This is a genomic window from Asaia siamensis (assembly GCF_014635085.1).
Lineage (GTDB): Bacteria > Pseudomonadota > Alphaproteobacteria > Acetobacterales > Acetobacteraceae > Asaia > Asaia siamensis.
The window spans coordinates 96163-121565 of sequence record NZ_BMCH01000008.1 but is presented as its reverse complement, the minus strand read 5'-3'; the positions used below and the strand labels follow the sequence as shown (position 1 = coordinate 121565).

Annotated in this window: 20 protein-coding genes; 15 read left to right on the top strand and 5 right to left on the bottom strand. The window is 58.3% G+C overall.

The window, feature by feature from the left end; all coding sequences use genetic code 11:
- Position 1: 1 nt before the first annotated feature.
- Complete coding sequence (locus tag IEV53_RS13490) at positions 2-700, bottom strand: JAB domain-containing protein (RefSeq protein WP_188427350.1); 699 nt, start codon at positions 698-700, stop codon at positions 2-4.
- Positions 701-727: 27 nt separating this feature from the next.
- Here IEV53_RS13490 and IEV53_RS13485 point away from each other — a divergent pair, with 27 nt between their 5' ends.
- Genes IEV53_RS13485 through IEV53_RS13465 form a run of 5 tightly spaced genes read left to right on the top strand, consistent with a single transcriptional unit; the run spans position 728 to position 7179 of the window.
- Positions 728-2956, top strand: a complete 2229-nt coding sequence (locus tag IEV53_RS13485) for an ATP-dependent helicase (protein ID WP_188427349.1) — start codon at positions 728-730, stop codon at positions 2954-2956.
- Complete coding sequence (locus IEV53_RS13480) at positions 2953-3849, top strand: 50S ribosomal protein L11 methyltransferase (protein ID WP_229719899.1); 897 nt, start codon at positions 2953-2955, stop codon at positions 3847-3849. Before IEV53_RS13485 ends, IEV53_RS13480 begins: the two co-directional genes overlap by 4 nt.
- The gene (locus IEV53_RS13475; protein ID WP_306414294.1) at positions 3842-4342 is read left to right on the top strand and encodes a GNAT family N-acetyltransferase; all 501 of its coding nucleotides are present in this window, start codon (positions 3842-3844) and stop codon (positions 4340-4342) included. Before IEV53_RS13480 ends, IEV53_RS13475 begins: the two co-directional genes overlap by 8 nt.
- A 29-nt stretch (positions 4343-4371) precedes the next feature.
- On the top strand, positions 4372-6141 hold the full coding sequence (locus tag IEV53_RS13470; RefSeq protein ID WP_188427348.1) for an aminopeptidase P family protein: 1770 nt from the start codon (positions 4372-4374) through the stop codon (positions 6139-6141).
- 15 nt (positions 6142-6156) lie between these two features.
- Positions 6157-7179, top strand: a complete 1023-nt coding sequence (locus IEV53_RS13465; RefSeq protein ID WP_188427347.1) for an isocitrate/isopropylmalate dehydrogenase family protein — start codon at positions 6157-6159, stop codon at positions 7177-7179.
- Positions 7180-7668: 489 nt separating this feature from the next.
- On the opposite strand, the gene IEV53_RS13460 is transcribed toward IEV53_RS13465, so the two are convergent.
- Positions 7669-8289 carry a ClbS/DfsB family four-helix bundle protein gene (locus tag IEV53_RS13460; RefSeq protein WP_304500539.1) on the bottom strand — a complete coding sequence of 207 codons (621 nt, stop codon included), beginning with the start codon at positions 8287-8289 and terminating at the stop codon, positions 7669-7671.
- 324 nt (positions 8290-8613) lie between these two features.
- Here IEV53_RS13460 and mdh point away from each other — a divergent pair, with 324 nt between their 5' ends.
- From mdh to IEV53_RS13425, 7 genes are all read left to right on the top strand, one after another.
- Positions 8614-9786, top strand: coding sequence for an iron-dependent methanol dehydrogenase (gene mdh / locus IEV53_RS13455; protein WP_188427346.1), 1173 nt, complete (start codon positions 8614-8616; stop codon positions 9784-9786).
- 494 nt (positions 9787-10280) lie between these two features.
- Positions 10281-11609, top strand: coding sequence for an aldehyde dehydrogenase family protein (locus IEV53_RS13450; protein WP_371869887.1), 1329 nt, complete (start codon positions 10281-10283; stop codon positions 11607-11609).
- A 165-nt stretch (positions 11610-11774) separates the two neighbouring features.
- Positions 11775-13373 carry a phytoene desaturase family protein gene (locus tag IEV53_RS13445; RefSeq protein WP_188427344.1) on the top strand — a complete coding sequence of 533 codons (1599 nt, stop codon included), beginning with the start codon at positions 11775-11777 and terminating at the stop codon, positions 13371-13373.
- Between the two features lie 22 nt (positions 13374-13395).
- Entirely contained in the window at positions 13396-14952 is a 1557-nt protein-coding gene (locus IEV53_RS13440; protein ID WP_188427343.1) for a phytoene desaturase family protein, read from the top strand.
- Positions 14936-15715, top strand: coding sequence for a lysophospholipid acyltransferase family protein (locus tag IEV53_RS13435; RefSeq protein ID WP_188427342.1), 780 nt, complete (start codon positions 14936-14938; stop codon positions 15713-15715). Before IEV53_RS13440 ends, IEV53_RS13435 begins: the two co-directional genes overlap by 17 nt.
- Positions 15702-16811 (top strand): glycosyltransferase, encoded by a 1110-nt coding sequence (locus tag IEV53_RS13430; RefSeq protein WP_188427341.1) that lies wholly within the window; start codon positions 15702-15704, stop codon positions 16809-16811. The genes IEV53_RS13435 and IEV53_RS13430 overlap by 14 nt, the downstream gene beginning before the upstream one ends.
- Positions 16801-17244 (top strand): DUF2141 domain-containing protein, encoded by a 444-nt coding sequence (locus IEV53_RS13425; protein WP_188427340.1) that lies wholly within the window; start codon positions 16801-16803, stop codon positions 17242-17244. The genes IEV53_RS13430 and IEV53_RS13425 overlap by 11 nt, the downstream gene beginning before the upstream one ends.
- Positions 17245-17332: 88 nt before the next feature.
- Here IEV53_RS13425 and IEV53_RS13420 read toward each other — a convergent pair whose 3' ends face one another.
- Positions 17333-20260 (bottom strand): TonB-dependent receptor domain-containing protein, encoded by a 2928-nt coding sequence (locus IEV53_RS13420; protein WP_188427339.1) that lies wholly within the window; start codon positions 20258-20260, stop codon positions 17333-17335.
- 431 nt (positions 20261-20691) lie between these two features.
- Here IEV53_RS13420 and IEV53_RS13415 point away from each other — a divergent pair, with 431 nt between their 5' ends.
- Positions 20692-20985: a superinfection immunity protein gene (locus IEV53_RS13415; protein WP_188427338.1), complete on the top strand. Its 294-nt coding sequence runs from the start codon at positions 20692-20694 to the stop codon at positions 20983-20985.
- A 37-nt stretch (positions 20986-21022) separates the two neighbouring features.
- Here IEV53_RS13415 and IEV53_RS13410 read toward each other — a convergent pair whose 3' ends face one another.
- Both IEV53_RS13410 and IEV53_RS13405 read right to left on the bottom strand, forming a co-directional pair.
- A complete protein-coding gene (locus IEV53_RS13410) occupies positions 21023-23404 on the bottom strand; it encodes a heavy metal translocating P-type ATPase (protein ID WP_188427337.1) in 2382 nt (793 codons plus the stop codon).
- Positions 23405-23490: 86 nt separating this feature from the next.
- Positions 23491-23706 carry a heavy-metal-associated domain-containing protein gene (locus IEV53_RS13405; RefSeq protein ID WP_188427336.1) on the bottom strand — a complete coding sequence of 72 codons (216 nt, stop codon included), beginning with the start codon at positions 23704-23706 and terminating at the stop codon, positions 23491-23493.
- Positions 23707-23815: 109 nt separating this feature from the next.
- On the opposite strand from IEV53_RS13405, the gene IEV53_RS13400 reads away from it, so the two are divergent.
- A complete protein-coding gene (locus IEV53_RS13400; protein ID WP_188427335.1) occupies positions 23816-24187 on the top strand; it encodes a hypothetical protein in 372 nt (123 codons plus the stop codon).
- 75 nt (positions 24188-24262) lie between these two features.
- The coding region (locus tag IEV53_RS13395; protein WP_188427334.1) for a copper resistance system multicopper oxidase at positions 24263-25403 on the top strand (1141 nt) is incomplete at its 3' end.

Here is a 25403-nt window from a genome sequence, read left to right as displayed (position 1 = left end):
CTCAGAGAAGCCCCCTTTGCCTAAGGCTGAGCGGGGTACGCCTCTCCGAGACGATCACCACGTCATGCAGGATCATGGAAAGGGCGCCTGCCTCCTGGCTCAATCGCTGAGCGAAGAGCTTCAGGGGCGAGGTCGTTGCATGAAAGCTCGCGAGTGTTTTCTGAATACCAATCAACGCAACAGCCTGCAGCGCCAGTCCCCGCCTGAAGATCGGAGCCGTCGAGGCGAAATCATCGACCGGCTCATCCGCCAGAAGACGGTTGCGGTTATCGAGATAAAGCAGCCTGAACTGTTCAGGCACGGCACTGACCATGCTGCCGGAAAGATAGGAGCAAAGCTGGTCCCAGTTTCCCAGCCTCGGCCTCAGACGCTCTTCGGCAAGGGCAAGCCTTTCCGCAACGACGGGAGGAAATTTAAGCAGCAAGATAGCCTGTTCGCTGACCCCCATGGCCCGGAGATCCCTGCCCGACGCATCGAAGACGGAGGCAAGACTTCCAAAGCGGTGCAGCAAAGCCTTGGCCAGCGGCTTCGTGTCCTTTCTGGGGATGCTGTAATAGAGCAGCATTTCCAGCAGCTCGTAATCGGCCAGAGTCTCGGCCCCATTGGTCATAACCCGGTGCCGCATACGCTCTCGATGCCCCTGAGGCCCCGTGCCCCTGAGCAGGTTCTTCTCGACTGGAGGAAATGAGGGTTTGGCCATCGCGGCATTACATTCTATATCGATCAGGTGACGCAATCCCTCATCTCACCCTCCTCCCCCGAGTATCTCGACCGGCTCAATCCCGAGCAGCGTGAGGCCATCGAGACCACTGAAGGGCCGCTGCTTATTCTTGCCGGGGCCGGCACCGGCAAGACGCGCGTTCTGACGACGCGTTTTGCACATATTCTTCTCGAAGGGCGCGCACGCCCCTATCAGATTCTGGCAGTAACCTTCACCAACAAGGCTGCACGCGAGATGCGCGAGCGCGTCGGCGCTCTCTTGGGCGAGACAGCCGACGGGCTTTGGCTCGGCACGTTTCACGCGCTCTGCGCCCGCATGCTGCGTCGGCACGCTGAATATGTCGGGCTGACGACAGGGTTCACCATTCTCGACACGGATGACCAGATCCGTCTTGTGCGCCAGATCATGGAGCCTTTCCGCCTCGATACGAAGCGCTGGCCGCCTCAGGCGCTTCTGGGCGTCTTCCAGCGCTGGAAAGACCGCGGTCTGACGCCCGAGCAGGTGACCCCTGCCGAGGATACGGATTTCGCAGGCGGCCATGCCCGCAAGCTTTACGCTGCCTATCAGGATCGCCTGAAAGCCGTGAATGCCTGCGATTTTGGGGATCTGATGCTGCATACGCTGGAGATCCTGCGCACCCAGCCTGATGTGCTCGCGCAGTATCACCGGCTGTTTCGCTATATTCTGGTCGATGAGTACCAGGATACGAATACCATCCAGTATCTGTGGCTTCGCCTCCTTGCCAAGCGGGAACACGGCCCATCGAACATCGCGTGCGTCGGCGACGACGACCAGTCGATCTACTCATGGCGCGGAGCAGAAATCGAGAACATCCTGCGTTTCGAGAAGGATTTCCCCGGTGCCAAGGTTGTGCGTCTGGAGCGTAATTACCGCTCCACGGCGCAAATTCTCGCTGCCGCCTCCGGGCTGATCGCGCATAATTCCGACCGTCTGGGCAAGACATTGCGCCCCGGGCGCGAAGACGCACAGGGCGAGAAAGTCCAGATCATCAGCGTGTGGGATTCCGACGAGGAAGCCCGTATCACGGCGGGGGCGATCGAGCGACTGCGCGCCGAGGGCCACCCCCTCTCACAGATCGCCATTCTGATGCGCGCCGGGTTTCAGACACGTCCTTTCGAGGAGCGGTTCCTGACGCTGGGCCTTCCCTATCGCGTGGTCGGTGGCCTGCGTTTTTACGAGCGGGCCGAAATCCGCGATGCCATGGCCTATATGCGGGTTCTGGCACAACCCGCGGACGACCTTGCTTTCGAGCGTATCATCAATGTTCCCAAGCGTGGCGTGGGCGCGGCCGGACTTCAGAAACTGCATCACGAAGCCCGCCTGCTGAATGCGCCTCTTAGCGTCGGTGTGGCACACGCACTCGAAACAGGCATGGTCAAGGGCAAAGGGCGCGAAGCGCTTGGCGGTCTCATGGAGGCGTTCCAGCGCGCGCGTGAAACGCGAGAGAGCGAGGGCCATGTCGTGGCGACCGAGCAATTGCTCGAAGACAGCGGCTATCTGCAGATGTGGCGTGACGACAAGACGCCCGAGGCACCAGGCAGGCTCGACAACATCAAGGAATTGCTGCGCGCTATCGGCGATTTTGCCTCGCTCGAAGGGTTTCTCGAACACGTCGCTCTCGTGACGGAAACAGAAGACAAGGCAAGTGCGGACACAGTGAGCCTGATGACCCTGCATGGCGCCAAGGGGCTGGAATTCGACACGGTCTTCCTGCCCGGCTGGGAAGAAGGCGTTTTTCCGTCGCAGCGCAGTCTTGACGAGGGCGGGCTCAAGAGCCTCGAGGAAGAGCGTCGTCTGGCCTATGTCGGGATAACCCGTGCTCGCAAGCGAGCCGTTATCCTTCATGCGGCCCGTCGGCGTATCTATGCCAACTGGCAGGATTCCATGCCCAGCCGCTTCATCGACGAGATTCCGGCCGATACGGTCGAGCATAGCGGTCAGGCCATGCAGGAGCGCCGTCAACTGGCGGCGCAAAGCTCCATCTTCGCCTCTGGCCCGCTGACCAGCACGAGGGGCAGCTACGGGCGACCCGCCCCACGCGTGACCGATGTCGTGGCAGATGCCTCACACGGAATTGCCATCGGCGCCCGCGTGTTTCATCAGAAATTCGGTTATGGCACCGTCTTGGCCGTCGAATCCGACAGGCTGCACATCAACTTCGAAAAGGCAGGCGAAAAACGCATCATGGCGCATTTTGTGGAACAGGTCTCGTGAGCGCATCCAGACGACACGCTTCGGCGCTTGAAACCATTTCAGTCACTGTTGCCGATGAGGCGGTGCCGCTTTTCGAACAGGCCATGCTGACGGTCTGCACCACCGTCGGCATCTTCGAAGCCAATGAAGACCAGAATATCTGGCGCGTCGAAGGCGTAAAGGATGTCGGCCATGGCGAAGAGGAACTTGCACGCGCCCTGACCCTTGCCCGTCTCATGACGGGCGTCGACGCCGAAGTGACCCGCGAGCGCACAGAAGCCGAAGGCTGGCTGGCGCGTACCTATGAGGCCTTCCCGCAGCAGGATGTCGGCAAGCGTTTTGCCATTCGCGGCACGCATCTAGCCCCAAGCCACAAACGCGATCGCCTGACGATCACGCTTGATGCCGGTATCGCCTTCGGTTCAGGCGAGCATGGCTCGACCCGGGGTTGTCTACGGGCGCTGGAAGACATGGCGTGGCGCAAACCGGCCCGTATTCTCGATATGGGCTGTGGTTCCGGCATTCTGGCCATGGCCGCAGCCCAGCTTTTCCACAAGCGTGTTCTCGCTGTCGATATCGAGCCCTGGTCTGTTCGCGTTGCTGCCAGCAATGCGAAACTGAATTTCATTGGCCCGCTGATCGATGCACGGCTGGGCAATGGCTGGCTGACCCCGGCCGTGCGCGCCAAGGCACCGTATGATCTGGTCTTTGCCAATATCCTCGCCCGCCCTCTCTGCAAGATGGCACGGTCCCTCGCCAGCCATCTGGCCCCGGGCGGCACGGTGATTCTCGCCGGGCTTCTTACCACCCAGGCTCGCATGGTGCTGGCCGCGCACAGACGTCAGGGTCTCGTGCTTGAAAAGCAGTATTACGAAGGTGAGTGGTCCACACTGGTCCTGCGCCGCCGTGATTGAACTTCGCAACGCGACGGAGGCCGATCTGCCGGAGATTCTGGCGATCACCAACGATGCCATTGCCACTTCAGAGGCAATATGGGCGACGTCGCCCCGCACGCTGGACGAACGTCGCCAGTGGATGACCGACCGGCAAGCACAGAACTTTCCGGTAGTTGTCGCCGTGGATGACGGCAGAATTCTCGGTTTTGCCTCTTATGGGCCCTTTCGGGCCTATGAGGGCTATGCCCAGACAGTCGAACACTCTGTCTATGTTTCGCGAGAGGCCCAGCGCCGCGGTGTCGGGCGCCTCCTGCTGGATGAGATGGTCCGCCATGCAGAGCACTCCGGCATGCATGTGCTGATTGGCGCCATCACTGCCAGCAATACGGCCTCTATCGCACTTCATCGTGCCGCAGGGTTCAGCGAGAGCAGTGCCCTGCCCCAGATGGGCCGAAAGTTCGGACGCTGGCTCGACCTCGTTTTCATGTACCGGCTCTTCGAGAGCTCCTGAAACCCGCTCCCAGTTTGAAAGATCGTGCGATGAGCCTCATTCCTCTTGCCAATCGTCAGGCCCTCGTCAGGAAGGCGCTTGAAGCAAGCCATGTTGACGGCTTCTTTCTTCCGCGCGGCGATGAATTCATGGGCGAATATGTAGCGCCCTATGCCGAGCGCCTTGCCTGGCTGACAGGATTTACCGGCTCTGCGGGCATGGCCATCCTGCTGCGTGACAAGGCGGCCGTTTTCTCTGACGGGCGCTATACCAGCCAGCTACGCGACCAGGTGGATGCCTCCCAGTGGGAGTGTCTGCATGTCACGAATGAGCCGCCCGGCCCGTGGCTCGCTGCAAATGGCAAGGGGCTCAGGATCGGTTATGATCCAAGGCTGGTCAGCGAGGTGCAGCTCAACGCCCTGATCGGCGACGGACATGAATTCGTGGCTCTGGACGCCAACCCGATCGACGCAGCCTGGTCGGACAAGCCGCTCCCGCCTGAGAGTGAAGTCCGTTTTCAGGAAGAAGCCTTCAGCGGAGAGGATAGCCTCTCCAAACGACGCAAGATCGGCGGTGCTTTGCGCAAGGCGGGTCAAGAGGCGATGCTTGTCTGCGATCCTACCTCGCTCGCCTGGCTGTTGAACATACGCGGTGACGACGTGCCCCATACGCCGGTCGTCCTCGCTTTTGGCATCCTGCATCACGATGCGTCTCTCGAGGTTTTTGTCGATATCAGCCGCGTCAGCCCGGATGCGGCGGTCTCTTTCCTGGCTGTCTCGATCCTGCCACCTCAGGACCTTCCCGAGCGCCTCAAGGCGTTGAGCGGGCAGGTCGTGCGCTTCGACCCGGCCCAGACCGGGCTCTGGTTCATTCAGACTCTCTCCCAGGCCGGGGCAAAGCTGGCCCGCGGGGTCGATCTCTGCGCCCTGCCACGTGCCTGCAAGAACGAGACCGAGCAGAGCGGCGCCAGAAAGGTGCATCTGACCGATTCCACAGCGCTCTGCCGTTTCCTGCATTTCGTGAGCAGGGAGGGTACCGGGCTGCGCGAGACGAGACTTGCCGAGATTCTCAATGACTTCCGTGCGGCGTCACCTGACTACCACGGCGAGAGCTTCCCTGCGATTTCAGCAGTCGGCCCCAATGCCGCCCTGCCCCACTACCGCGCCCTGCCGGGTGAAGACCGTGTGCTGGAAGCCAATCAGGTCTATCTGATCGATAGCGGCGGCCAGTACAGCGCAGGCACGACGGATGTGACGCGCACCATCTGGAATGGCCCGGAAGCCCCTCCTGCCGCACTCTGTGAAGCATTTACCCGTGTGCTTAAGGGCAATATCGCCCTTGCCCGCGCGCGTTTCCCCGCTGGCACGACTGGGCATCGCCTCGACGCGCTCGCACGCTATGCCTTGTGGCAGGCCGGACTCGATTACGATCACGGCACCGGTCATGGCATCGGCAGCTATCTGTCGGTGCATGAAGGGCCTCAGAATATCAGCTCCGTTGCACGTCCAATCGGGCTAGAAGCCGGGATGATCCTGTCTGACGAACCCGGTTATTACCTGCCGGGCGAGTATGGCATCCGGCTGGAAAACCTGCTTCTGGTTCGCCCCGCGCCGGTGAAGGCGAGAACAGCTTTTCTCGAATTCGAGGTGCTGGGATTCGCGCCCTTCGACCGGACGCTGATCATGGCATCGTTACTGGAACCCGAAGAGCTGCGCTGGCTGAATGCCTATCATGAGGATACGCTCGCGCGCATCGGGCCGCTTCTGGACGAAACGGACAGGACCTGGCTCGCTGCTGCCTGTGCGCCGATTACGAACTGACAAAGGAAAGACAGAATGGCTGATCACATGATCCCCGCGACCCTTATCGAAGGCGACGGCATCGGTCCCGAGATCACCGCTTCGGTTGTTGAGATTCTGGCGAAAATCGGGGCGCCTTTCGAGTGGGACCATCAGTCGGGTGGGCTTGGTGCGATCGAGAAATTCGGCGCCCCTCTGCCGCAGCCAACGCTCGACAGCATCCGCAAGACCGGCCTTGCGCTCAAGGGGCCGCTGACGACACCGGTTGGCGCCGGGTTCAAGTCGGTAAACGTGACGATGCGTCAGGAATTCGGCCTTTACGCCAATCTACGCCCGACACGCACAGTTGTTCCGGGCGGTCGTTTCGACAAGGTTGATCTGGTTGTCGTTCGTGAGAACATCGAAGGGCTTTATGCCGCCATGGAGCATTATCTGCCCGATGGTGACGACCCCAAGGGTCTGGCCTACGGCGCCGGCTTCAACTCGCGCCGCGAATGCGCCCGTATCGTGCGCTTTGCCTTCGACTATGCCGTCGCCAATGGCCGCAAGAAGGTCACGCTGGTTCACAAGGCCAATATTCTCAAGATCTTCAGCGGTATCTTCCTTGAGGAAGGACGCAAGGTTGCGAAGGAATATGAAGGCAAGGTGGCCGTAGAAGAGCGCATCGTCGACGCCTGCGCCATGCAGCTCGTGACCGATCCGTGGCAGTATGACGTGATCGTCACCACCAATCTGTTCGGCGATATCCTTTCCGATCTGACGGCAGGTCTGGTCGGTGGTCTGGGCATGGCACCTGGTGCCAATATTGGTCCCAACGCTGCTATTTTCGAGGCTGTGCACGGCTCTGCCCCGGATATTGCTGGCAAGGGCGTCGCAAACCCGCTTGCCATGCTGATGGCAGCCAGCATGATGCTTGCGCATGTGGGGCGTCAGGATCTGTCGACACGCGTCGATAACGCCATTGACCGCGTCATCCGCGTCGAGGGCGTGCGCACGCGCGACCTCGGCGGTGAGACCGGCACGGCTGAACTCACCAAAGCCCTGCTCGCCGCGCTCTGAAAGCACGGGGGAGAGAGTTCGCTCTCTCCCTTGGCAAGGGTTGCCGCTCCTGCACCGTGTGCGGCGGACCCGCACGCTCGTCTCACCGATACACGCCTGTCCTTAAAGTTGAAGGCGAGTAAACTCGATCGATCTCATCTCGGAAGCCGATACTTACGGGCGGGCGCAATGCTCTTCGCCGAGTTGCCATATCAGAGGTCATCGCGCCTGCCTGATTGATATCGTATCGGTCTGGGTCGTCCCATAAGTCGCAGCTTCACTCTCCACGGTGTTAAAGCTTCCGTTTCAACGCTGCTTCATGATGGCAACGCACCAGCGTCTGGCCTGAACCTGTGTTTCCAAACGCACAGCCATTCCCCCGCCGACCAATTCATAAGCTCACCATGCTTGCGCTCTCGAAAGCAATGCCGGAATGCCTGAATGATACCGGGAAATAGGGGCGTGATTTCCGAGCAGGAGGCGCGGGAGGTCATCCTTCCCTCTGCGCCGTCACGCCACATCGCTCTCATTGCGGCTCACGCCCATCACACCTGATGAAGCGTTCTGATTATCCTTGAGCCATTTGCGGATACGGCCTCGTGCGTTTGCATAGGGCGAAGCCGTATTGAACTGGATCATGCGTCCCTTGGACCATTTATCATACCAAGGACGACTATAGAGCTCTGCGTCGGTTCTCGCGCTGATAGTCGCAACAAGGTGCTGCTTCGCTATGGAGAGGCGCTCCAGCAACTCCGGGTAGCTGAGATCAGCATAATCAACGTAGAATTTCTGCGCCAGAAGCCCAAGCTGGTTCCATTTGAAACCCGCTTCCGGAAAATCGACGCCAAGGCCCCTGTCATCCCGATCAAGCCATTTGAGAACCAGCTGATTCCATCCAAGCAGATAAGAGACCAGATCTGCAGGGCTCATGACCGTCCCTGCAGCATGCCCAGCGAGCGTCCTGTCGCGGGCAGAACGCTGTGGAACTCTCGACAGATCTATCATTAGCTTGTCGAAATTCATGCAGAGTGCAGACAGAAGCTCTGCCTTGGATACTGGAACGGAAATGACGCGTCTCCCTTGCCGAGCCTCTTCTTTCCTCAACGAGCCCACGAGGGCCTTACTGTCCATACACACTCAAGACCCCTAGCGGCTGGTAAAACCAGAGGGAGCCGATGCTGAATGGGAGCAGGTGACGCCTTCCAGACGCCACCATACTGGAAGATGCGAATTTATTCAGAACCCACCAAGTACTAATTAAGGCATAATTATATATCAAAGAATAATATAATACATAACTCTTATATTAAAATATTCACCAACGATTTAATCGAGATTTATTGATGAGGGCTTTGTTGATCATGGAGGCAGTTTTGCGCGTTCACTACGCAAGCGGGTGATCTTCGTGCATGGCGCGGGCTGCCCGAAAGCGTTGTCTGACAGGAGGATTTTATCATGGCACATATCGCCCTTGCCGATCACACCGACAGTTTCTTCATTCCCTGCATCACGCTCATAGGCCCCGGCTGCGCGAAACAGGCGGGCGACCGCGCCAAGGCGCTCGGAGCAAAAAAGGCTCTGATCGTGACGGATGCCGGGATGCAAAAACTGGGCGTTGCCGACACTATCTCCGGCTATCTGCTGGAAGACGGTCTTGGAACGGTCATTTACGCGGGAGCCGAGCCCAACCCCACCGACGTCAACGTGCATGAAGGTGTGCGGCTATTTCAGGAGAAAAACTGCGATTTCATCGTGTCACTTGGCGGTGGCTCTGCCCATGACTGCGCGAAGGGCATCGGACTGGTCACCGCAGGTGGTGGCAATATTCGCGATTACGAGGGGCTTGATCGTTCCAAAGTCCCGATGACTCCCTTAATCGCCATCAACACGACGGCCGGCACGGCATCGGAAATGACACGTTTCTGCATCATCACGAACTCGGAAACGCATGTAAAAATGGCAATCGTCGATTGGCGTTGCACCCCGATGATTGCCATAGACGACCCCAATCTGATGGTCGCCATGCCCCCCGCCCTGACTGCCGCGACAGGCATGGACGCTCTTACCCATGCGATCGAAGCCTATGTTTCGACAGCCGCCACCCCAATCACCGATGCCTGCGCCGAGAAGGCGATCACGTTGATTGCAGATAATCTGGCGAAGGCTGTAGGCAATGGTGAAAACATGGAGGCACGGGTCGCCATGTGCTACGCACAATATCTCGCGGGCATGGCTTTCAATAATGCTTCTTTGGGCTATGTGCACGCCATGGCGCATCAGCTGGGAGGATTTTATAATCTTCCCCATGGCGTGTGTAATGCCGTGCTTTTGCCGCATGTCTGCCGGTTCAACCTCATTGCAGCAGCAGACCGCTACGCGCGCATTGCGGGCCTCCTGGGCATACCGACGGATCTGATGAGCCGCGATGAAGCAGCCGAGGCGGCCATTGACGCTATTGCCATTTTGTCGAAATCCGTTGGCATCCCTTCAGGCCTCGCCAAGCTGGGCGTGAAGGCGGAAGATCACAAGATCATGGCAACGCACGCGCAAAAAGACGTCTGCATGTTGACCAACCCTCGCAAAGCCACGCTGGATGAAATCGTAGGCGTATTCGAAGCCGCCATGTAAGCAAGCCGCCTCATCCCGTTGCGTCACCGTGACGGGATGGGGCCCATTCCAGAAAATCAGTCGATTTTGGCGAGAAAACGAGGACGCTTCCTCGTAAACTGATGCTACCGCCTCGGCTCGAACATGGTCGTTCCAAGAGAAGTGATCATTATCCTGCTGAGATATAACGCCATTGCCTATGACATATTGTACATATATAATAAGAAATCACTTTTATTTCGAAAATTTTAACAAATACCATATGCACTTAACGAATAGATGGCATATGGGTTAGGAGAGACCTAGCGAACTCAGAGTTTAGCAAGGATATCTCCCCTATATTGTTTCCCCCAAGCTCTCATGTCAGCGGCTATCCGGAGAGGCTTCCTGCGTCAGTACCTCTTTTGGCGCATCCGACTGGAACCAATGCTGAGTTCTGAGGTTTTGCACGGCAAAGCGAGGGAAAACAAATGCGCGTGCAGTCTGACAGCCACGAAACTTCAGGCTCGCCGCGAATGCAAGCGCCTGAGGAGACCACCACTCCCCAAGCCCTCGTGTCAGATCTGGCTATGTTACGTCTCCATCAGGCTGCATGGGCGCGCGTATCAGTTTCCCGACGGCTTCAGATTCTGAGACGTTTTCGCAGACGGCTCCTTGTCAACATACCGGGCATGCTGGCGCTGATACCGGATCATGCTCCGATCGATGTCATGATGGCAGAAATCCTGCCTATGATATCGGCCATACGGTTTCTCGAAAAAGAGGCGGCGTCTCTCCTCAAGGACGCGCCGCTCTCGGTGCTCGGACGTCCGATCTGGCTTTGGGGGGTGAAGAGCCATATAAGCCGCCGACCGCTTGGCGTGGTTCTCATCATAGCGCCCGGCAATTACCCGCTCATGCTGGCCGGTATCCAGACCCTGCAGGCTCTGGCCGCAGGCAACACTGTTGCCCTCAAGCCTGCTCCGGGCAGAACCGCTTTGCTGAAGCATTTCGTGTCCCTTCTCACTCAGTCAGGCCTGCCTCAGGGCGTAATCCATATTCTGCCTGAAGACGCAGGGCCGAAGGCCGTACAGGAAGCATTCGATCTCATTGTCCTGACCGGCTCGGAAGAGACGGGAAGGAAGGTGGCTCTCGCAGCGGCGCAGAATCTTACGCCGACCATCATGGAGCTATCGGGGGCTGACCCGGTTTTTGTCCTCCCGTCAGCCAATCTGTCTCTCGTCGCTCGCGCCCTCCATTTCGGCCTCACTCTCAAGCATGGATCGACCTGCATCGCACCGCGACGCGTTTTTGTGCATGGGAACCATCGTGAAGCACTGGGAGCTCAATTGGCGCTACTTTTGAAAAACTCCGGCGCAAACCATCAAACGCATTATCCTGCTCTTGATAAGCTTACCCTTACCATCGAGCAGGCAGGCGGGTCAGTCAGGAAACTGGGCGCTGCCACGATCCTGTTGCTCGATGCGGACCAAGCTGCGCTTGCGGATGTTGATCTGTTTGCGCCATGGCTTGCCCTGATTGGCGTTTCTGACATGGCCGAGGCTATCCAGATCGAATCCCGCTCACGTCACGCGTTGGGTGCCAGCATTTTCGGTGACGAGAAGACAGCCAGGGCGTTGGCGAAACAGATTCCGGCCGGGTCTGTCACGATCAATGATCTGATTGTCCCCACAGCTGACCCACGCCTTCCGTTCGGTGGGGCGAGAGCGAGTGGTTATGGCGTGACACGAGGCCGGGAAGGATTGCTCTCAATGACACGGGCGGTCTCGGTCTCAACGCGCCGCTCCGGGGCTTTCCACCTGCTCCATCACGCCAGAATCTTGCATGGAAAATTTTCACGTTGATGTCGGCAACTTACAGGATCACGATCCGTTGACAGAGCCTGATTTGATTTCACGCATCTACAATCACGACCTTGGACGGCAGCCTGGACCTCAAGAGCGCTGATTGTTGTTTTCAACCCGGAATATTCCGGACAGGCCTGCCTCGCAGGAAGGATCTATCGCCTTATGGCCCCTTCGTTCCTTCCCGAATCATCTTCCCATTCAGGTGTCACATCAAAAGAGATTGCGGTTATCGGCGGCGGTCCGGGAGGGCTTGCTTCGGCTATGCTGCTGGCGCATTCCGGGGCCAGAGTTACGCTTTACGAGAAAAGCTCCAAGATCGGTGGCCGGTCCTCATGTCTCGAGCTTGACGGCTTTCGCTTCGACACCGGGCCCACTTTTTTTCTTTATCCCGAAATCATCCGCGAAATCTTCGCGAGGTGCGGTTTTGCCTTTGACAGCATGGTCGAGCTCACGCGCCTGAACCATCTCTATGATCTCGTCTTCGAAAATGGGCCGCGTCTAGCTCTGACGACCGATCCGTCGCGCCTAGAATCCGAAATTGCCAAGATATCCGAGGCTGATTCGAAGAATGTCCGGCGCTTTCTGAACGACAACAAGGGTAAATTCGCGCGTTTCATTGCACCACTTCAGCGGCCATTCAATTCATGGCGTGATTTGCTCAAGCCTGACATGCTGAAGGCACTCCCGGTGCTCTCCCCTCTGTCGTCTATCGACAAGGATCTTTCGCGTTACTTCAAGGATCCCCGCACGCGCCTTGCCTTCTCATTCCAGAGCAAATATTTGGGCATGTCTCCGTATAGGTGCCCCTCCCTCTTCACGATCCTGAGTTATATGGAACATGAATTCGGGATTTATCACCCGACTGGCGGTACCGGCGCGGTTATGGCGGCAATGCAGAGCGCAGCTGAGAGCCTTGGCGTCACGATAAAACTGGGCGAGGCCGTCGAGACGATCGAAACCAGAGATGGCAAGGCTGTGGGCATCAAGACCGCAGAGGGCATGCAGCCTATTGATGCCGTGGTCGTCAACGGCGATTTCGCCCGTACCATTCAGAGTTTGCTCCCCGACGCCTCGCGGCGCAAATGGAGCAATGCCAAGCTGGCCAGCAAGAAATACTCCTGCTCGACCTTCATGATGTATCTTGGCTTGCGCGGCACCATGCCGGAAAAAGCCCATCATACGATCTTCCTCTCCAGCGATTATGAGAACAATTTCGCCGAGATCGAAGAAGGCAAACAGATCTCCTCACGGGCCTCACTCTACGTTCAGAATGCCTGCGTCACAGACCCTGCCTTGGCGCCCGAAGGCTGCACAGCCCTCTACGTACTCATGCCCGTCGGCAATCTTCGTGAAGGCGGTCTCGACTGGACAGAGGAAGCCGTTGCAAAAGCGCGAGCGATCGTCTTCAAGCGGCTAGAGGACGCTGGCTTCGGCGACATTGAAAGTCGGATCATGGTCGAGAAAGTCGTCACACCCAAGGATTGGCAGGAAGAGCATGACGTCCATCGCGGCGCGGTGTTCAATCTAGCCCATTCCCTTGGCCAGATGTTGCATCTCAGGCCGCATAACCGTTTTGAAGACGTCAAGGGTGTCTACCTCGCGGGTGGCGGCACCCATCCCGGTAGCGGTTTGCCTGTTATTTTCGAAGGCGCACGCATCAGCGCTGACCTTCTGATCAAGGATCTTGCCAGGACACCGGCCAGACTTCCGGAAATTCCGGGGCCCGGCATTGCTCTTGTGCCTGAATGCTCACGCGGTTGAGCCATAAGCGGAGAATACGACCATGACGAGTTCTTCCGCACCGATCATCATTATCGGCTCAGGGCTTGGCGGGCTTGCCGCGGCCTGCACGCTCAGCGCGAGGGGACACAAGGTCATTGTCTGCGAGGCCAATGACTGGACGGGCGGTAAGGCCGCTGAATGGCGCCAGGACGGGTTTCGCTTCGATATGGGGCCGACCATTCTCACCCTTCCTTCGGTGCTGAAACGCATTTTTGGCGAGAGCGGATTACGCATCGACGAGCGCCTCGATCTGCGTCGTCTCGATCCGCAATGGCGGTGTTTCTTCGACGATGGGACACCGCTCGATCTAGTCGAGGATGTCACGCGTATGGCTGCTGAGCTCGAAAAGCGCCATGAAGGTGACGGCAAAGGCTATGAAGATCTGCTAGCCGTGAGCGAAAAACTGCATGATATTTCCCGCCGCTTCGTTTTCTGGAAGTCTGTTGGCGGTCTGAGAGACACGCTCAAGATCGGCGAAGCCCTGTCTCCTGGCACAATGCGTGACGTGCTTGCTTTACGGATGCATGCCACGATGGGCGCCGAGATACGCAAGCGCATTGCGAACCCTCAGGCCGTACAGGTCTTCGACCATTTCACGCAATATGTCGGTTCAAACCCCCTTCAGGCACCTGCGGTGCTGACAGGCATCGCCCATATGCAGGTCGACGAGGGAATCTGGTATCCGATGGGCGGCACTCGTGCTGTCCCGCAGGAGCTGAGACGTCTTGCGGAAGAAAACGGGGTCGAATTCCGAACCAATTGCCGTGTGGCGCGCATCGTGCATGACGAACACAGGGTTTCCGGTGTGGTGACGGAAGACGGCGAAACGCTGGACGCATCCGCAGTCATCTCCAACATGGACAGCATACGCACCATGCGCGAACTGATCGACCGCAAGGTGGCACCACAGGCTTATCGCCGCTTCATGAGGCAGTGGAAGCATCGCGAGCCCGCCTGCTCTGGCGTTGTGCTATATCTCGGGCTCAACCGCGGATACGACCATCTTGCCCATCACAACTTCGTCTTCTCCCGCGATGCGGAAGAGGAATTCGATGCAATCTACAAACACGGTCGCCCTGCCCCGGACCCGACCTGTTATCTGGCGGCTACAGCCCGGACCGACCCCGATACCGCGCCGCCGGGTGGCGAAGCGCTCTATGTATTGGTGCATACTCCCTATCTTCGCCCCGGCCAGAACTGGACCCAGATGTTCCCGGGCTATCGTAAGGTCATTCTCGACAAGCTCAAGAAAGCGGGGGGGATGCCGGATCTAGAATCCCGCATCGTAACCGAGCACCACCTCACGCCCATGGACATTCACTTGCGATACTCGCCGCAGGCGGGCGCGATCTACGGCCTTGCCAGTCATGGGCGTCTGGAAGGCGGGTTCAAGCCCGCCAACCGCTCGCGTAATCTCGCCGGTCTGTATCTGGCCGGTGGAAGCGCCCATCCCGGGCCAGGCATGCCCATGGCGCTGATGTCGGGATGGATCGCTGCAGATTGTCTTGACCAGGATCGCCAGGCAAGCAGGGACCCCGCAGTTGCCCTCGCCGTCTGATCCGGCAAGGGTAAGCGGTCGGTCGCCATTTCTGGCATACTGGGTGGGCCGTGCGCTGCTTTACCGGGTCAAGGGAAGCTTTAGCAGGGTCCGCTGGAGCGGTGACTTCCCTCCGCTTCGGCCGGGACAGGGCATTATTCTCTATGCCAATCATCCGTCATGGTGGGACCCCGCCCTTTTCTCCGTGATTCAGCAGCATTTCATGCCGAACCGCCCCGGCTTTGGTCCCATCGATGCCCAAGCCGTGAAAAACTATCCACTGCTTCGTAAAGCCGGGTTTCTGCCGCTTGATGGATCCTCTTTGCGCTCGGTGCGCCAGTTACTGGATGCCTCAAGCCTCATTCTGAAAACGGGCGGGGCATTCTGGGTAACGGCTCAGGGAGCGTTTACCGACGCCCGCGCAAGGCCGATCAGGCTACAGCCCGGCCTCGCCCATATCATAAGGCGCAACCCGGAAGCCCTGGTTGTGCCTGTTGCGCTCGACTATGCCTTCGGCACGGAAAACAGGCCGGATATCGCCATACGTTTCGGCACGCCTGTACAGTACCAGGCGCAAACCATTCAGGCTCTGACTGCAGATCTCACGCTGCACCTCGAACAAACCTGTGATGCACTCGCGGAGCAGGTTATCGGGAAGCAGGACGAGGCCTTCAAACCACTCATGGACGGTCGAACAGGCATGGGTGGGCCTTACAGCCTGATACAGCGTCTTGTTGCATTGCTGCACAAACGCCGTCACGAGCCAAGCCATGCCCGACGCTGAAAACAAAACACGTCTGCGGGCCGAAGCGGCCTTGGCCGCTTTTGCTGTACTCCCTTTCATTCTGGGATTGCTCAATCTGCGAGCCCTGTCCCGCGCGCCTCATCCCACTTCCTCGACCGACGAGGGTGTTTCCGTCCTGATCCCGGCTCGCAATGAAGCCGGTCAGATCAGAGAGGCGCTGGAAGCGGTACTCGCCAATGGGTCCCTGGTGCGTGAGATCATCGTGCTCGACGACAATTCGTCTGACGATACGATCGCAAGGGCCAGGGAGGTCGGAGACCCGAGGATAAGGATCGTCTCCGGCAAACCCTTGCCCCCCGGCTGGTGTGGTAAAAGTCACGCCTGCGCGCAGCTTGCCCGTCATGCGCGCCAGGACTGGCTTTTGTTTCTCGATGCTGATGTGCGCCTCGCTCCTGAAGCTGTCCGTCGCTTGATGACGGTGGTCAATGAACAGAGGTCAATCTCTCTCGTCAGTGGCGTGCCCCATCAGGAGACGCATTCCTTTTTTGAATGGCTGCTCCTGCCCTTCATCAATGTCCTGCTCTTCGGCTATCTGCCTCTGCCGCTCGACAAGGGGCGAACGGCAAGCCTCGCTGCCGCATGTGGCCAGCTCGTTCTGGTTAAGGCACAGGCCTATCGCGAAGCCGGCGGGCACGAGGCGATCCGTTCGCGCCTGCATGATGGCCTCGCTCTGGCGCGCTCGCTGCGCCAGCACGGCTTTTGCACCAGACTGGTTGACGCAACCGATCTCGCTCATTGCCGGATGTATCGCAGTGCAAGCCAGGTCTATGCCGGGCTGATGAAGAATGCTGTCGAGGGCCTCGCCGGCCCGGTCTCTCTGCCGATATGGACCGCGCTTCTGGCGGGTGGGCACATCCTGCCTTTTTTGCTCCGCGCTAGTCCCTTGATATGGGTAGCGCGCATAGCAAGTATTGCCTTGAGAGTGCTGGTGGCCTTGCGTTGCCGTCAGGGCATCCTGACCGTGTTGCTTAGTCCCTTGGGGACGCTCCTGCTGCTCTCGATCCAGTTTCATGCGCGTTTGCGCCACATGACTGGCCGCCCTGTCACCTGGAAAGGACGTCTTTATGAGACATAAGCCTGTTTTCTCTCGCCGTCTGCTGACTGGTGTCGTCCTGACCTGCGTATTAGCGCCCTTGCCCGCTTTCGCGGGGCCAGTGACGACAGTCATCGAAAATGTTCCCGATGATAGTGGTAAGATCCGTGTGGCTATCTGCACAGAGGATGAGTTTCTCAAACCGAGTTGCCGCTACCATGCCGAGACCAAAGCCGTAGCTCAGAAGGTGAGCGTGAGCTTTGCAGATATTCCACCGGGCGTTTATGCGGTGCAGGCCTTTCAGGACCGCAATGGTAACGCGAAGCTCGACCGGTCCTTTATAGGGATCCCGAAAGAACCCATCGGTTTTTCACGTAACCCCAAAGTCAGCTACGGGCCACCGGGCTTTGACGATTGCGCTGTCAAACTGACACCAGCGGGTGGGGTATTAACCCTCAGTCTTATTACACGCTGAAAATCTCGTCAGGAGATCTCGTGTTGTTGGGTATGAGGCTGACTTTCTGACCGGCCGATGTGACCGGTCAGAGGATGCCATTTGTGCTTTAGAATGTCCGATTGACCTGAAGGAACACATAGCGGCCGATCATCGCGCTGGAATAGATTGCGTTGGCGGTGTTCGTTGCTGTGTCGAAAACGAAGGGCGGGTTCTTGTCGAGGATGTTGTTTACACCGCCCTCAAAGTTCCACTTGTTCCAACGGTAGTTCACCGTCACGTCATGGGTGAAGATTCCCGGCGTACGCCACTGGCCACCCGTTTTCGGCGTCAGGTCTTCCGACATGTCGTTCCACACCATGCCACCGGTATAGTGAAGCATGTAGGTGAAGGTGAACGCATTATGCTGCCAGGACGCGGTCGTGTAGTTGGTGACGCGCGGGATACCGTTCGGCATGCCAACTGCTGACGACCCCTGGAAGAACAGGCGCCCGGCATAGTTATACCACGATCCGCCCGGTTCGTTCTGCTGAAGATAGGAAACAATCTGCTGCAGATTGTTCGACAGGGTCAGCGTGTTCGCATGATTGATGCGGAAACGATAGTCTAGGTCGAAATCGATACCAGACGTCTTGAGACCACCCAGATTGTCGTAGAGCGTGTTGACGTAGTTGATCTGCTGGTTGGACGACCGCACGATATCGGCGCAATATTGCGGCGCTGAACCACTATAGCAGGAATCAAGGACATACTGGGCGGAGACGGCACTGATCGCGTTCTTGATCGTGTAATGCCAGTATTCAACCGATGCTGACAGATTGGGGATCCAGCGCGGCGTAATGACCGTACCGACGGTATAGGTACGTCCCGTCTCAGGGCGCAGATTCTTGTTGCCGCCGCTGATGGAAGGCACCTGCCCCGAGTTAGCCACCTCGAACGTGGCCGGGTTGATTCCCTGCTTCATGCAGTTGGCGACGACAGTCGGGCTGGTCGCTCCCGAGCAGGGATCGTTTGCCGCTGCATAGCCCAGAGACTGGCCCTGGTAGAGCTCATAGACGTTGGGCTGGCGATAGGAGGTACCGAGCGTCGCACGGAAGCGGATATCGCGGATCGGCGCCCAGTTGATGCCGACCTTCCAGTTCTGGGTGTTGCCAAAGGTGTTGTAATGCGACCAGCGGCCCTGGGCGTCGACGGTCAGATCCTTGGCAAGAAATGCATCGCGCAACAGCGGCAGCTTGGCCTCGCCATAAATCTCGGTCGCGTTGAAACCACCACCTGTATAGGACTGGGTGTTGCCGGTCGTGTCACCATTGACGGCAAGCGGATCGGGTGAATAGCTCAACTGCTCGCTACGGTGTTCAAGACCGAACGCCAGACCCAGATCGCCACCATGCTGGTAAGGCATTTTGACGACCTTGTCGTTGTTCACGCGCAGATTGAAATCGCGGATCATATACTGCGAATGATCGTGCTGGTTGAATTTGGCGTAAGACGCGCCCTGCTGCGACATAGGGGCAAACGGGCTCTGAAGCGTGCAACCGGCGGCAGCCTGGCAGACCGACGGATCATAGACCACAGCACTGCTTGCGTCGGTCGGGTCCGTCTGTCGAATGCCATATTCCTGGAGAATATGGCGATAATTGCCCATGTTATTGGTGTCGTAGCGTGCCTGGCTCACCCCGTAGCCCATCGAGGCATCGTAATACCAGTTATGGGTGATCAGACCGTTCATGCCACCGGTGATCTGCAGATTGTCGGTCGCATATTCCTGTCGGCGGTCGCCGAGATCAGTATAGCGCTTCTGCACGATTGTATCGACGCCAAACGGATTGTAGGGCGCTGCGGCAGGAAGGGTGAGCGGATTGGAAAGCTGCGACGGATAGATAGAGCCAGCGACCGGCGACGGAGCCAGCGACGCAGCAGCCGTCTTATGCGCATAGCGCACATTGGCATAGAGATTGAAATGGTCGCTGAATTTGTAATGCGCATCGCCGGAAAGAACCGAGTTCTGCACGTAGTTCGTCAGGCTCTGGTTATTGCCGTAATTGTACCGGTTTGCCGCCGTGTATTTCGAGAAGGTCGACCCATCGTTATTCGAGATCAGACCGGCACCCGGGCCACTCAAAACGCGCGTATTCGCTGCGTAACCAGAACCATAGATGGGGGCCACGCCGGGGTCATTGGATGCCTGGACAAGGCGCGACCAGTCGCGATCACGCTGCATCACGGGACCCTGACTCAGATACTGACCCGCCAGAGTGATGTTGCCCTTGTCGTGGTCGAAGTTCCAGCCCTTATAGGCCGAGATCAGACCCGTACGTGAATCGCCCTGATCGGTAATGCCACCGCGGATCGTAATGCCGCCGGTCGTCAGATCATGACGCAGCTTGATATTAACCACGCCCGAAACCGCGTCAGCGCCGTAAAGCTCCGAGCCGCCATCCTTGAGAATTTCGACACTCGCGATCTGCTCGATCGGGATCGTGTTGAGATCGACGCAAGCCGCGCCCGGATCCTGGGCCACGCGCTTGCCGTCAATCAGGACAAGAACGCGCTTCGAGCTCAGGTTACGGATATCCGTGCAGGACACACCGCCGAAGCCATTGGTCTGGGTGTTGGAGGCGCCGGAATTTCCGATGGACGGCAGACGCTGCAGATAGTCACCGAGGGTGGTTGCAGCGGTCTGCTGGATCTGCTTGGCCGTGACGATCTGCACCGGGTTGGCGTTCTGGTTGTTCGAGCTGCGGAGCATCGAGCCTGTAACGACGATATTCTCGTTACCGCCGTCGGTCATGGCGGTGGAGAGCACGCGTGCGCGGCTAGCCGGCTTGGCGGCAGGCGCAGCCGTCGGAATGGCTGCACGGCTGCCGTCAGTCGCTACCACACTCTGCTTGACCGCAGGTTTCACGCTGCTGGCGGCGCGATGGGTGGCGTGTTTATGCGCCGGAGTTGCAGCAATTGCTGCAGTAACGCCGCACCACGACGACGTGAGAACGGTGGCACCGAGAACCCTTGCGAGGATCGAATGGCACTTCATACAGAGAGTCACCCAAGAAGAGAGGAGAAACAATATTTCGGTACGGTTTCGTTGCAGAAACACCATATGACATGCAACGGTCAGGGTTACGAAATCGAAAAGAAACGCAATAATGCAACAATCATGTTGTAAGCGCGCAACATTAGTTAACAGTGCCTGCTGCCCGCTCACACAGAGCACGATCTGCAGCGCGGTCCACCTGACAAAGCTGTCTCTTCCCTGTCCGCGGTAAGAGCGACGCAGGCTGGTGTCTTAGGCGTTGAACGGCCGGATAATAGTCAAATAGTGGCGGCACACTCTCAGAAATTACGCCCCCGGATGAACGCCGAAATCACCCTGCGATAATTACCGGCTTTACTCAGCTTGTATGTTTTATTATCGTAACATTAACGCCGACGGAGACTCAAATTGCCTACAGAATGCGGTGACCTATGAAGATCTATGCTTGGGCCGGTGCTTTTGGAATTGTATTCTTCCTGCTGCCAAGCCTTGTCGCCGCAGTGCTACGACGGTCCTACCTGCGCCAGCTATTTGTCTGCAATCTTGTGACAGGGCTCACCTTTGCAGGGTGGCTTGGAACGCTGTCATGGGCGCTGACCAACAAACCCTATCCATTCGATGCGCGCAAAAACCCGAAGACAAGGCTTGCAAGCCTCATGTTTCTAGGCGCCTTCCTGATCGAAGTCGGCGCTATCGTCGTGGGGTTCTACGTCCATCGGCACTGAGAAAGGGCGGCACGCCCAATTGCCGGCTGGAGGTCTTTTATATACCGCGCGACGATCTGGTCAGCATACGTTGCGACCGCCACCGATTGAGCAGCAGCGAATTCGTCACAACCGAGACGGAGCTAAGCGCCATGGCACCACCAGCAATCGCGGGGCTCAGAAAGCCACAGGCAGCAAGCGGAATGGCCGCCAGATTATAACCGAAAGCAAAACCGAGATTCTGCTTTATCTTTCTTACAGTCGCACGCGAAAGCGAAAGCGCATCCTGTATGGCGCGCAGATCGGCACTCATCAGCACCAGATCGGCGGTCTCGAGCGCTGCGGCTGAACCCGATCCGATAGCGATGCTGATATCGGCCGCTGCCAGTGCCGGAGCATCATTGATGCCGTCTCCGGTCATACCAATAACCTGCCCCGGGCCACGTAATGCTTCGATGGCTGCAACCTTGCCCTCTGGCCTGAGCGAGGCCAAGATCTGATCGATACCGACCTCTTTGGCAATCGTCTCAGCCATAACCTGACTGTCTCCCGTCAGCATTACGGAGCGGATATTGCTTTCGTGAAGCCAGTCCATGATTGCTCCCGCTTCAGGGCGTATCCGGTCTGTCAGGGTGATCACGCCAAGGCAGGAGCCGTTTCGTGCCACAAAGGCCTGCGTTGCCGCACTTTCCGGCACAATCTCACTCGCACCCACGACTTCCTCTGACACGAGATAACCGTTCGTGCCGATGAGATAGCGATCTTCTCCGAGCCAGGCCTCAATCCCTTTTCCCGGAACAGCGCGGAAGCGTTCGAAACTCATGGGACGGTCCAGCCCCCTCGCCTTCGCTTCGGCAACGATCGCACGGCCAAGCGGGTGTTCGGAGTTGACCTCAAGCGCCGCTGCAAGCGTAAGGAGAGCCTCAGCCGTCATATCTGCAGACGGAAGAATGTCATGAACGCAAGGCTCGCCAAGCGTGATGGTGCCCGTCTTGTCAAATGCCAGCACAGTAAGACGGCAGGCACGCTCCAAAGCCTCGGCATTGCGAAAAAGGATCCCGACCGATGCCGCCTTTCCTGTGCCGACCATGAGCGCAGTGGGTGTCGCAAGACCGAGTGAGCAAGGGCAGGCAATAACGAGAACTGAGATTGCGGAGACCAGGCTCCAGCTCATGCTGCCCGTCACAGCCCAGCCAATGAAAAAGGTCAGGAGAGCGATCACGATGATCGTCGGGACGAAAACCGCCGATACCCGATCGGCCAGTCTCTGTATCGGCGCCTTGGAACCCTGCGCTCGTGATACCAGAGCGACTATGCGTGCCAACGCCGTGTCAGCGCCAAGAGAAGTCGCCCGTGCGCGCAGGATACCGGTTGTATTCAGCGTTCCGGCATAGATCGTATCGCCGCTGCGGCGCAGAACCGGATTTGCCTCTCCTGTAAGCATGGATTCATTGATTTCCGTCTCTCCATCAATGACCTCGCCATCAACCGGAACGGCCTCGCCGGGGCGTAGAAGAAAGACATCTCCCGAACGTAGCGACGCAACCGGGCAGACAATGATTCTGTCTTCCTCGACGCGATTGGCCGTCTCAGGCTTGAGGGTCAGCAGGGCCTCAAGACCGGCTGCCGCCCTGTGCCGCGCACGTGCTTCAAGAAGACGGCCGACAGAAACGAGCAGGATTACAAAAGCGCTCGCCTCGAAATAGACAGGCAAATCGATATCAAAGACGGTGACGATCACGCTGAACCCATAGGCAATGCTTGTGCCCAGGCAAACCAGTACATTCATATTGGCAGAGCCTGTGCGTAGCGCATGCCAGGCACTGCGGTAGAAATGGCGCGCAGAATAGATCTGCACCACAGACGCACAGATGCCTTGCAGCCAGAGGGGCACAAGGTCGTGCCGCCCGACCGCCATACCAATCATCCCGATCAGAAAAGGTAGGCAGAACAGAGCCGTAATCGCCAGATCGATCACCGCACGGCGCTGCTCCGATCCGTTTTTTCGGGAAGGCGTCTGTTCCTGCACCGGGGCAGCAGAAAAACCGGCTTTCTCGATCGCGCGCATAAGCACAGCCTCGTCGGCGGCACCGTTGATCACCCGAACAAGCGCCTGTTCCGTGGCCAGATTGACCGAGGCCGTGACGCCGGGAAGGCGATTGAGAATTTTCTCGACACGCGCAGAGCAGGCAGCGCAGCTCATGCCGCCAATCGAAAGCGTTACCTCGCTATGAGCGAGCCCGAACCCTGTCTTCTCCACCAGTTTTTCGATGGCCGAGAGATCGGGCGCCCCTTCCGCACGCGTGATGACCGCACGCGAGGAAGCAAAATTGACGACAGCCTCCAGACCCGTCTGACGGTTGAGCACTTTCTCAAGCCGTGCCGCACAGGCGGCACAGCTCATACCCGTCACTTCAAGATCAAGGGTCTGGAGAGACATCAGCTGGAGCCCCGATCTGCTTCAGATAAGAAAAAAGAGTACTTTTCCGGCCGTATGTCCGGATCCAGCCCCGGAAGGATCCGGTCTCAGCCCCGCACCACGTCGAAACCGGTTTCCTCGATTACCGTCTCGATAGCGCTTCTCGGCACGGACTGGCCGCCAAGAGTCACGTCTACGGCGCCAGTCTCATGGCTGGCCTTGACTGCCTCCACACCGGGGATTTCGGCCAGGTTCTTTTCGAGCTTGCTCGAACAGCCACCGCAGGACATGCCTTCAACCTGAAAATGCAATATGTCACTCATGATGTTTTCCTCTGTTCGGTCACCAGAGCCTTTAGTTAGGCATCAAACCCATTGCAATCAACTCGCACCTCTGAGAGAGTGAGCCGAATTCACCAAGATCATGAGGCTCATGAACCAGCCGCGCCATCCTTTCTGGATCGTCGTCCTGATGATTGTCTTTCTTGTCCTGCGAGGCGTCACGCCTGTGCAGGCAAGCGAGACCGGCTGCGCGTCGATGTCTCCTGCTCATGACCTCTCTGCGGCTGCCTTCAAATCCGAATGCAGCGGCCATCATGAGGCTCCAGTGCCTGGTCATGAGCATGGCCATGCCTGCGGAAGCTGCCTTCCGAGCTCCTCCTGCATCTCCAGCTTCGATGCCCCTGTAAGTGGCACGCTTTCAACGCCGCGTCTGATCTACGCAGCGCGGTTCGAACCGGTTCTTCCCCCTGCCCTTTCAGGACGCAGGGCACCGCCTGATCTGAGGCCACCGAGAGTTTCCTGACGCCTTGACTTCGTTCTGACAGCGACGCCGCGTGCGTCCTGCCAGGCCATATTTCATTCGCTCAGGTCTTGTTTCATGATTACTCGTCCCCGCGCAGGGGCCGGTTTTTCCCGTCGACAATTCGTCACGGGGCTGACTGGCCTTGGCCTTGCTGCCTGCACAAAACTGCAACCCGATACGCCTCTTTCGGCTACGACCGATGCGTCTGCGATCCCGCCTGCCGCCGCGTCTCGCTATGCACTCACAATCGATACCTGCCCGTGGACAATCGGGAGGAAAACCGGCCGCGGCTTTACGGTGAATGGCAGCGTGCCAGCGCCAACCCTGCGCTGGCGCGAGGGCGATGACATGGTTCTCGATGTCATCAACCGGCTTGATGCACCGACCTCAATCCACTGGCACGGTATACGCCTCCCCGCCGATATGGATGGTGTCCCTGGCGTCAGTTTCGCCGGTGTGCCTGCGAAAGGATCTTTCACCTATCGCTTCCCGGTAAGGCAGTCAGGCACTTACTGGTATCACAGCCACTCCGGCATGCAGGAGGCTCAGGGGTTATTCGGCGCCCTCGTGATCGACCCAAAGGGCGCGCCGCTTCGTCATCCTGACCGCGACTATGTGATGGTGCTTTCTGACTGGAGCGACGTCGCCCCGCATGACATCATCAGCAATCTCAAGCAGCAGGACGATTACTATAATTTCCGCCAGCGCACCGTAGCCTCGCTTTTCCACGAAGCGCGCGAGAGCGGGCTGGGCAGTGCCATCAATAATCGGCTGATGTGGTCGCGTATGCGCATGTCCGCCACCGACATCTCCGATGTCAGCGGCGTGATCTATACCTATCTGATCAACGGGCAGTCGCCCGACGCCAACTGGACGGGCGTGTTTACGCCGGGCGAGCGTATCCGGTTGCGGGTCATCAATGCCTCAGCCATGACCCTGTTCGATTTCCGCATTCCCGGCCTGTCATTCGATGTCATTGCGGCCGACGGGCAGGCCGTCGAGCCTGTTAGGGTGGAGGAGTTTCGCATTGCTCCAGCCGAGACCTATGATGTGATCGTGCAGCCGACAGATGGCAGGGCCTGGACGATTTTCGCCCAGTCTGAAGATCGCACCGGCTTCGCTCGTGGCACGCTTGCCCCACAAAAGGGTATGGCAGGCCCTGTTCCGCCCATGGACCCGCGCCCGGTTCGAAGCATGGTGGATATGGGTATGGGTC

Bases quoted from the DNA above. Each gene is read 5' to 3' on its own strand.
- IEV53_RS13490 (WP_188427350.1), bottom strand. From the start codon at position 700: ATGGCCAAACCCTCATTTCCTCCAGTCGAGAAGAACCTGCTCAGGGGC.
- IEV53_RS13470 (WP_188427348.1), top strand. From the start codon at position 4,372: ATGAGCCTCATTCCTCTTGCCAATCGTCAGGCCCTCGTCAGGAAGGCG.
- IEV53_RS13465 (WP_188427347.1), top strand. From the start codon at position 6,157: ATGGCTGATCACATGATCCCCGCGACCCTTATCGAAGGCGACGGCATC.
- IEV53_RS13460 (WP_304500539.1), bottom strand. From the start codon at position 8,289: ATGGACAGTAAGGCCCTCGTGGGCTCGTTGAGGAAAGAAGAGGCTCGG.
- mdh (WP_188427346.1), top strand. From the start codon at position 8,614: ATGGCACATATCGCCCTTGCCGATCACACCGACAGTTTCTTCATTCCC.
- IEV53_RS13450 (WP_371869887.1), top strand. From the start codon at position 10,281: ATGCAAGCGCCTGAGGAGACCACCACTCCCCAAGCCCTCGTGTCAGAT.
- IEV53_RS13445 (WP_188427344.1), top strand. From the start codon at position 11,775: ATGGCCCCTTCGTTCCTTCCCGAATCATCTTCCCATTCAGGTGTCACA.
- IEV53_RS13440 (WP_188427343.1), top strand. From the start codon at position 13,396: ATGACGAGTTCTTCCGCACCGATCATCATTATCGGCTCAGGGCTTGGC.
- IEV53_RS13430 (WP_188427341.1), top strand. From the start codon at position 15,702: ATGCCCGACGCTGAAAACAAAACACGTCTGCGGGCCGAAGCGGCCTTG.
- IEV53_RS13425 (WP_188427340.1), top strand. From the start codon at position 16,801: ATGAGACATAAGCCTGTTTTCTCTCGCCGTCTGCTGACTGGTGTCGTC.
- IEV53_RS13420 (WP_188427339.1), bottom strand. From the start codon at position 20,260: ATGAAGTGCCATTCGATCCTCGCAAGGGTTCTCGGTGCCACCGTTCTC.
- IEV53_RS13415 (WP_188427338.1), top strand. From the start codon at position 20,692: ATGAAGATCTATGCTTGGGCCGGTGCTTTTGGAATTGTATTCTTCCTG.
- IEV53_RS13410 (WP_188427337.1), bottom strand. From the start codon at position 23,404: ATGTCTCTCCAGACCCTTGATCTTGAAGTGACGGGTATGAGCTGTGCC.
- IEV53_RS13405 (WP_188427336.1), bottom strand. From the start codon at position 23,706: ATGAGTGACATATTGCATTTTCAGGTTGAAGGCATGTCCTGCGGTGGC.
- IEV53_RS13400 (WP_188427335.1), top strand. From the start codon at position 23,816: ATGAACCAGCCGCGCCATCCTTTCTGGATCGTCGTCCTGATGATTGTC.